Source organism: Pseudohalioglobus lutimaris, from assembly GCF_002866825.1.
Classification (GTDB): domain Bacteria; phylum Pseudomonadota; class Gammaproteobacteria; order Pseudomonadales; family Halieaceae; genus Halioglobus; species Halioglobus lutimaris.
Genome location: NZ_PKUS01000029.1, coordinates 91,237 through 98,323, shown reverse-complemented (window position 1 = coordinate 98,323; position 7,087 = coordinate 91,237). Strand labels below are relative to the sequence as shown.

5 protein-coding genes are annotated in these 7,087 nt (G+C 56.9%); 2 read left to right on the top strand and 3 right to left on the bottom strand.

All coding sequences use genetic code 11. The annotated features are described in order from the left end of the window. Positions 1-118: 118 nt before the first annotated feature. The gene (ilvN, locus tag C0039_RS17230; protein WP_075998672.1) at positions 119-610 is read right to left on the bottom strand and encodes an acetolactate synthase small subunit; all 492 of its coding nucleotides are present in this window, start codon (positions 608-610) and stop codon (positions 119-121) included. A gap of 2 nt (positions 611-612) precedes the next feature. After that, entirely contained in the window at positions 613-2,358 is a 1,746-nt protein-coding gene (locus tag C0039_RS17225; RefSeq protein ID WP_075998673.1) for an acetolactate synthase 3 large subunit, read from the bottom strand. A 499-nt stretch (positions 2,359-2,857) separates the two neighbouring features. Between C0039_RS17225 and C0039_RS17220 the strand changes: the two genes are divergently transcribed. Beyond that, positions 2,858-3,319: a DUF4124 domain-containing protein gene (locus tag C0039_RS17220; protein ID WP_084179097.1), complete on the top strand. Its 462-nt coding sequence runs from the start codon at positions 2,858-2,860 to the stop codon at positions 3,317-3,319. A 22-nt stretch (positions 3,320-3,341) separates the two neighbouring features. Then, positions 3,342-3,806 (top strand): DUF4124 domain-containing protein, encoded by a 465-nt coding sequence (locus C0039_RS17215; RefSeq protein WP_101518776.1) that lies wholly within the window; start codon positions 3,342-3,344, stop codon positions 3,804-3,806. Positions 3,807-3,900: 94 nt separating this feature from the next. Here the strand turns inward: C0039_RS17215 and C0039_RS17210 are convergent, their stop codons facing one another. Further along, positions 3,901-6,903, bottom strand: coding sequence for a pilus assembly protein (locus C0039_RS17210; protein WP_207796479.1), 3,003 nt, complete (start codon positions 6,901-6,903; stop codon positions 3,901-3,903). Positions 6,904-7,087: the final 184 nt, after the last annotated feature.

Here is a 7,087-nt window from a genome sequence, read left to right as displayed (position 1 = left end):
TCATTATAACTACTGAGATTCAGGCTTTTCTATTTCGTCCCTAATTGTGGGACAGCAGTGGCCTGCAGGCCCCTTTTTTTCTTCTTTGCGTTCAGTGCGCGAAAAATACGCTAGTCGCTTACAACGACAGTACTTTATCTCCACGAGAAATTCCGGCGACTCCCGACCGCACCACTTCCAGTATATCCACATCGACCATGGCGGCGACGAAGGCATCGAGCTTGTCAGAGGTGCCGACCAGTTGAATGGTAAATACGCTGGGGCCTACATCCACAATCTGACCGCGGAAGATGTCCGTGGTCCGCTTAATGTCGTCCCTGGACTCGCCCGTGGCGCGGACCTTGATCAACATCAGGTCGCGCTCCACGTGGGCACCCTCGGTCAGGTCGACAACCTTGACCACGTCCACCAGTTTATTTAACTGTTTGGTCACCTGCTCAACGTGCAGGTCATCACCCATGGTCGTGAGCGTAAGGCGAGACAAGGTGTTATCGTCGGTGGCTGCCACATTCAGCGTCTCGATGTTGTAGCCACGCTGGGAGAACAGTCCGACAACGCGAGACAGTGCGCCCGGCTCGTTTTCCATGAGCATAGATATGATGCGCCGCATGATCAGGTCCTCTCGTTCTTGGAAAGCCACATGTCCTTCATCGACCCGTTGGGCGCAATATGCATGGGATACACATGCTCCATATTGTCGATCAGGACATCCAGGAATACAGTCCGGTCCTTCAGGGCGAAGGCCTCCTCCATCGCAGCATCGAGATCCTCCAGCCTGGTAACCTGGATACCTACATGCCCGTAGGCCTCCATGAGTTTGACGAAGTCCGGCAGGGAATCAGCATACGTCACCTCTGAATACCGCCCCTCGTACTGCATGTCCTGCCATTGTTTAACCATACCAAGATAGTTGTTTCGCAGGTTGATGATCTTCACCGGCGTATTGTAGTGCGTGGCGGTAGAGAGCTCCTGAATATTCATCTGGATACTACCCTCACCGGTAACACAGGCCACGTCCGCGTCCGGGAACGCCAGCTTGACGCCAATCGCAGCGGGAAGCCCGAACCCCATGGTGCCGAGGCCGCCCGAATTGATCCAGCGCCGAGGCTGGTCAAAGCGGTAATACTGTGCGGCAAACATCTGGTGCTGCCCCACGTCGGAGGTCACGTAGGCGTCGCCGTTGGTAACTTTATACAGGCTTTCGATCACCTGCTGGGGCATGATCTGCTCGCTCTCACGATAGCGTCTACCGGTAAACAAGCCATGAGCAGCACGCCACTCATCTATCTGTTGCCACCAGCGCTCGAGAGCATTCGCATCTGGCAGTTCCGCATCCTTGGCGCGTATTTGTTCTATTTGCGAGAGCATTTCTGTTAACACCGACTGAACGGGCCCCACTATAGGTATGTCGGCCTGTACGGTCTTGGAAATTGAGGCTGGATCGATATCGATATGGATTATTGACGCCCCCGGGCAGAACTTGGAAACGGTATTTGTCACCCGGTCATCAAAGCGCACACCCACTGCCAGAATCACGTCGGCGTGATGCATGGCCATATTCGCTTCATAGAAACCATGCATGCCGAGCATACCCAGGAACTGGCGATCCGAGCCGGGGTAGGCTCCCAGCCCCATCAATGTATTGGTAATAGGGTAATTGAGTTCGCGCGTCAGGCGGGTAAGTAGCTCGCTGCCCTCGCCCAGGATGACGCCTCCGCCAGAGTAAATAACCGGACGCTTGGCGCCAAGAAGGAGGCGTGCCGCCTTCTTGATCTGTCCCGTGTGACCACGTTGCGCAGGTGAATAGGAGCGCAGCTTTACCGTTTTCGGATATTCGTATTCGAATTTTTCGTCAGGACGGGTCAGGTCCTTGGGGATATCGATAACAACGGGGCCCGGACGCCCGGAGGCCGCGATATGGAAAGCCTTCTTGATAAGCCCGGGAATCTCCGAGGCATGTTTCACCATGAAACTGTGCTTAACGATAGGCCGCGAGATGCCCACCATGTCTGTTTCCTGAAACGCGTCCTCGCCAATCAGGTGGCTCTGTACCTGGCCGGAAAGTACGACCATGGGTATGGAGTCCATGTAGGCGGTGGCAATACCCGTAATCGCATTGGTCGCACCTGGCCCCGATGTTACCAACACCACACCGGGCTTGCCGGTGGCGCGAGCATAGGCATCCGCGGCATGTGTAGCTGCCTGTTCGTGGCGCACCAATATGTGGGGCACCTTACAGTCTTTGAACAATGCATCGTAAATATGTAATACCGCGCCACCGGGATAGCCAAAGACGTACTCAACGCCCTCGTCTTCCAATGCACGGGCGATCATTTCACCGCCGGATAAGAGTTCCACAGCAATTCTCCAGAATAAATCATGCCCGACGCGTAACCCTCGCCGGTACAATTCAACGTTTTGTGTGGACGGTGCTAAGACGAATACCTCGGACCGGTATCCGGATTGCCACGCCACCCCCTTTAATGGACTCGATACACGTCGCAATCCGCCCCATCGGGACGCTCCTTCAGGGAATATCGATCACGAACCCGTGTATCGGTCGCCCTGCGGGGTAGCGCAGTGTCTGGCCCTCAACCTGGCCAATGCGGCCCAGGTCGAATACGGGACTCATAAACAGCTGGCATGAATAATCGGATCACACCAGTGAGCCAGAGGCCGAGGGTACTCGACGTTAGCTGTTGCCATTTACAAGACGCGGGTATCTTGGCAGAAAGGGCGTGAAAGTCAACTATAGCGCGGGTTCATGTGACATTCGGCACATTCTGGACTATTCACGTATTGCTCACTTTGATTTACTTTTATACTGATGTGACTGATAAAAAGACCATGGTCGGGGATGCATATGCGAAATTTTGGGACAGTGACCGTCCTCGTTTGTCTATTGCTGAGCAGTGCTCACACCGCTGCAGAATCTGCCCTCTATCGCTGGAAGGACAGTGAGGGAAATCCTGTTATGAGCGACCGGCCACCACCGCTAGGCGTTCAGTATGAAACGATTTCCACTAAATCCAGCGTTGTTCACCGGGTTGAGGGGGACGGGGAAGCAGTTCCAGAATCTGCCCCGTCACCGACAACCGCGACACCGCCGCCCGCACCCGTGGCCAGCAAGCCCGCCAGCAGCCTGCATGAAAAGAATCCGGAGTACTGCGCAACGGCAAGAAAAAACCTCGAAGTCATTGACCGCGCACCGAGAATAAGGATTGATGACGGTAACGGCGGATTGCGCTATCTCACGGATGATGAACGCGCAGCGCAAAGACAGGATAACCTCGAAATTATTGAGGCTCATTGCCCCTAAACCCGACATTGGAGTTGCTGCCATGCTTGCCAATACCCAGTCCAGGTACCTCGCAGGCGCTTTGCTGTTCTGCATGGCTACCCTTAGCGTCAGTCATTTGAATGCGGGAACGATTCACTACCGCTGGATAAATGACCGCGGGCACCCTGTGCACAGTGACCGGCCTCCACCCAAGGGTGTGGACTATGAAGTAATTACCACTGGGTCGGGACTTAAGCGAGTCGTGCCCGCGGAGGAAGGTGCCGTGCCGCCCGAAGTCAAACCCAGGGTAGGCAACGATTTCGAGCAGGTAGACGAAGACGAAGCCAGGCGCAACAAGAAAAACCCTGAACTGTGCTCGCGAGCCCGGGCCAACCTCGAAGCGCTGACGACGAAGACTACGGTAGTCATGCTGAATGATCAGGGGGAAGAGCGCGTCCTGACTGAAGAAGAAATCGCCTGGGAGCGCGAAAAAGCCGAGGCCCTGATCGGCGTTTACTGCCCCTGATACCGTCACCAGCGCTATACAGAGGGGCAAGATTGCTCCACGTCACCGCTGTGGCCAACGCGCAACGGTGCACCCATTGCGCCATTGGCAGCGGTCATTCTCCGATTTTCCAGTAAACCCTGCCCCCCGGGCGGGGCGCCTCGGCTGGGAGATCCAGTTCTATGTCACCACCAATGGCATGCTTGCCACCGCAGCCGATACAAAATGGGGCGATATCGCCATCTTCCAGTTCAACCCGTCCGGCTACCGGCATGGGCAGTAACCCGCCACCAGGGATATCGGTGAGCTCACCCTTGCCGAGCCGGTAGTCGACGCTGTAACGCGTGGCGATCCCCTGATTCGTGCTACAGCTTGCTGGTTGGGCACTGTCGGGGCGGTGAGTGCTGAAGTGCACCTTGTCATTTACTGTCAGTGCCGCAGACACGACCTGCTCTCCTTTGCGGAGCTTCAACTTCCAGCCCTTTATACTGTTGCCGTTTTTACCGATACTGGCCGACGGTAAAGTTTCAGGATCAAGGGCAACCTGGGGCAGCGAGTCTGCACAGATAAGGTCCGCATTACAGGTCGCCCGCTCTGACTCCAGCCAGGCAGGGTCCGCCGGCGCATCGACCAGAGCGAAGAAATAGTTGTCCTCCAACAGCGCAGTGTCTACAGCCGCCCCTTGCTTCTCTTTGTCTCCAGATCCAAGCAGAATTGCGTATCTGGCCGCGCCTGGAATTCTCACCACGTCCGGGCCAGAGAGGAACTTGCGCCTGTCGCTACAAACCTCGCCAGCCTTGTGCCCACAGCCCAGGCTGGCAATAGGGGTCAATAGCCAGCGCGTCGGCGGCGTGTCGCCTATCGCCTCACCCGACGGCCCGGACAGGCGATAAACATTGCCGCCGGTGTCTGCCGCATAGGCATAGCTTATATTGCGATCCCCATCCGCGCGGGGAACGATCGTGACGCGCCCAGGGACCGCGCGTTCTGTCTCGAAGCGAGCAACGATTGCTCCGGTCATCGCATCCAGAACGTAGATCGCGTTACCAGCAGTTGCCTGCTCACAGGCGTGCTTCTCGCCAGCGGCAGGTGCTGCCATATCCTCGCAGTTGTCGTAGCCACCGCCCATTATCAGGTATGGCGACGGGGCTCCGCGCTGCCAGGCAGGCTGCAGCGGAGACCACGTTTGGCCAACATCTTCCCACCCCGTTGCGCACGACCCTGAGTCAGTTGAATTAGACGAACATCCCAGATGCCAGAGCAAAACCGGTGAGTCGGTCTCCGTAATATCGAAACCATACACAGCACGCCCTCCCCGCCGCATTGCCATTGACAGGTAGTGACGCCCGGCATCACTTTGCCATGTGGTCAACGGGCCATCCGGCCCGTAGACCTTCCCGCTCAATGGCCCCCCGTCTTGAATATCGTTGCGCAGCAGTCTGCCGATGCGCGAATGAAACTCGGCCGGCATAAATACCCAGAACTCGGCACCCGGTAAAATCGGCACACCCTTACCCGAACCATTGTGCGCGATGCCCCGATCGCCATTTATGGCCCGCAGCAAACCATCGTTGCTACCGTAAAGAACGATTACGCGCTGCTCATCCGGGACAGTTGAGTAGTCCAGGGCTACTGGCTGCGAGTGCACAACGTCGCCGTGAAGTGAGGGACGATACTCGTCAACGTTTCCGTCGCCATCCTCGTCCTCTGTATCGGCACCTCGCGCCCAACTTATGTAGTGTGTTCGCTCTGCCGTACTCGACGCACCCAGGCGTTCCGCCGTCAACATCGCGTTGGAAGTATTAAAGTCGTCAAGCCTGCAGGCTACTCCCGTCTCCCCGCCACAGAAGGTGGCAGCAGTGGTTTTAACTACCCTTGAGGCCGACACAGCAGACGCGTAGCGCTCACCGCCGCGACCAACATAAGCCTGCCCACCCTTCTCCACCACTGCACCATCCGGGACATTTGAGCCCGGTTCCTGTGCCGAGGCTGTGCACTCTCCCCGCCCTTGACTACGGGTGAGGTAGTTCCAGTATGTGTCCGGCGATACAGGCGTCCAGTAGCTTCTAGCACAGTCGCGGACTCGACCCGACTCATCATCAAGCGCAGGGCGCTGATCCGCGTCCAACAGGCTCAACCGTTTTACGCCTGCAGCGGAATGTAAGCCCAGCCGGTACTGTTTGAGATTGCCTGGCCATCGCAGTCGACCATATTCGTCTGGCCGGAACTGGCCCATGAAAACCTGGTTGAGAAACAGTCCGCGAGTGTGTGCACTGGCGGGTAAAGCGACCGGGGCAATAGCCGCATTCATGGTCGTTGCATCAGCGATGGCTCGCCTGATGGCCAGGCGAACGTCACTGACGGTGCCATCAGTGCGCATGTATTTACCCGATGCGACATCGGCAATGCCCTTTAATCGCTCACTCCATACGCGGTCTGCTTCGGTCTGGCCGGGCGCGACATCAATGATGTGTGTAGTGATACTGTGGCGACTCTGCGCCATAAAGCGGGACCACTGGGTGGAGATATCACCTCCACCAGCTGACCTGTTGAGACCCATGGAGACAGTATTTCCGGACAACTGCGAGAGTAGCACCTGAGACCTCTGCGAGGCCGTTGCACCACCTCGATTCGGACCATGGCTGATGAAAAGAAATAGATTAGTGCTGCAGGTCGCGTCATCATCCGGGCTCAAGTAACGCCCCCCGTCGATCGCGACGCCAGGCAGTGTCCATACGGCAGTATCAGCAGCACTTCCATGACTCACTGCAGGGCACGCCGGAGGCGAGCTCACTCCAGCTGTGGTGACACATGCCTCGCTGAGCCCATCTGTCTTCTGCCGGCCGGCCCCGCTCGTCGCCTCGCCGCCAGAGAAATACAGATAGGCCTCTGCCTGTGCCAACGCAAACTGACCATCAACACCCCTGTCATCGTGGACATCGAGTTCTTCTACCTGACGAGCATAGCGCTCAGCAGAAACCGCGGTCATCGGTCTGATAGCGGCACGCAGATAACCGCCACTGCCGTTGCCCTCACCCCCTTCTGCATAGAGCATCAGGCCAACATTAATTGACCTGTCGGCAGTGCCGCGCAGCACCTCGGCAAGTGCTGTTCGCACACTTTCCAGAACTGACGTACCAGCCGCGCTTTTACGTGCCCAGTTACTACTGTTGTCCAGTAAAATCAATACGTTGACAGACTCGCCTTGCATGACTGATGGGCCAAGAAAGAGGTCAACATCGTCTGCGACTGCGTGCGCCGGTCGTATTATTAAACACGCCATTAAACAAATCCTGAACCAT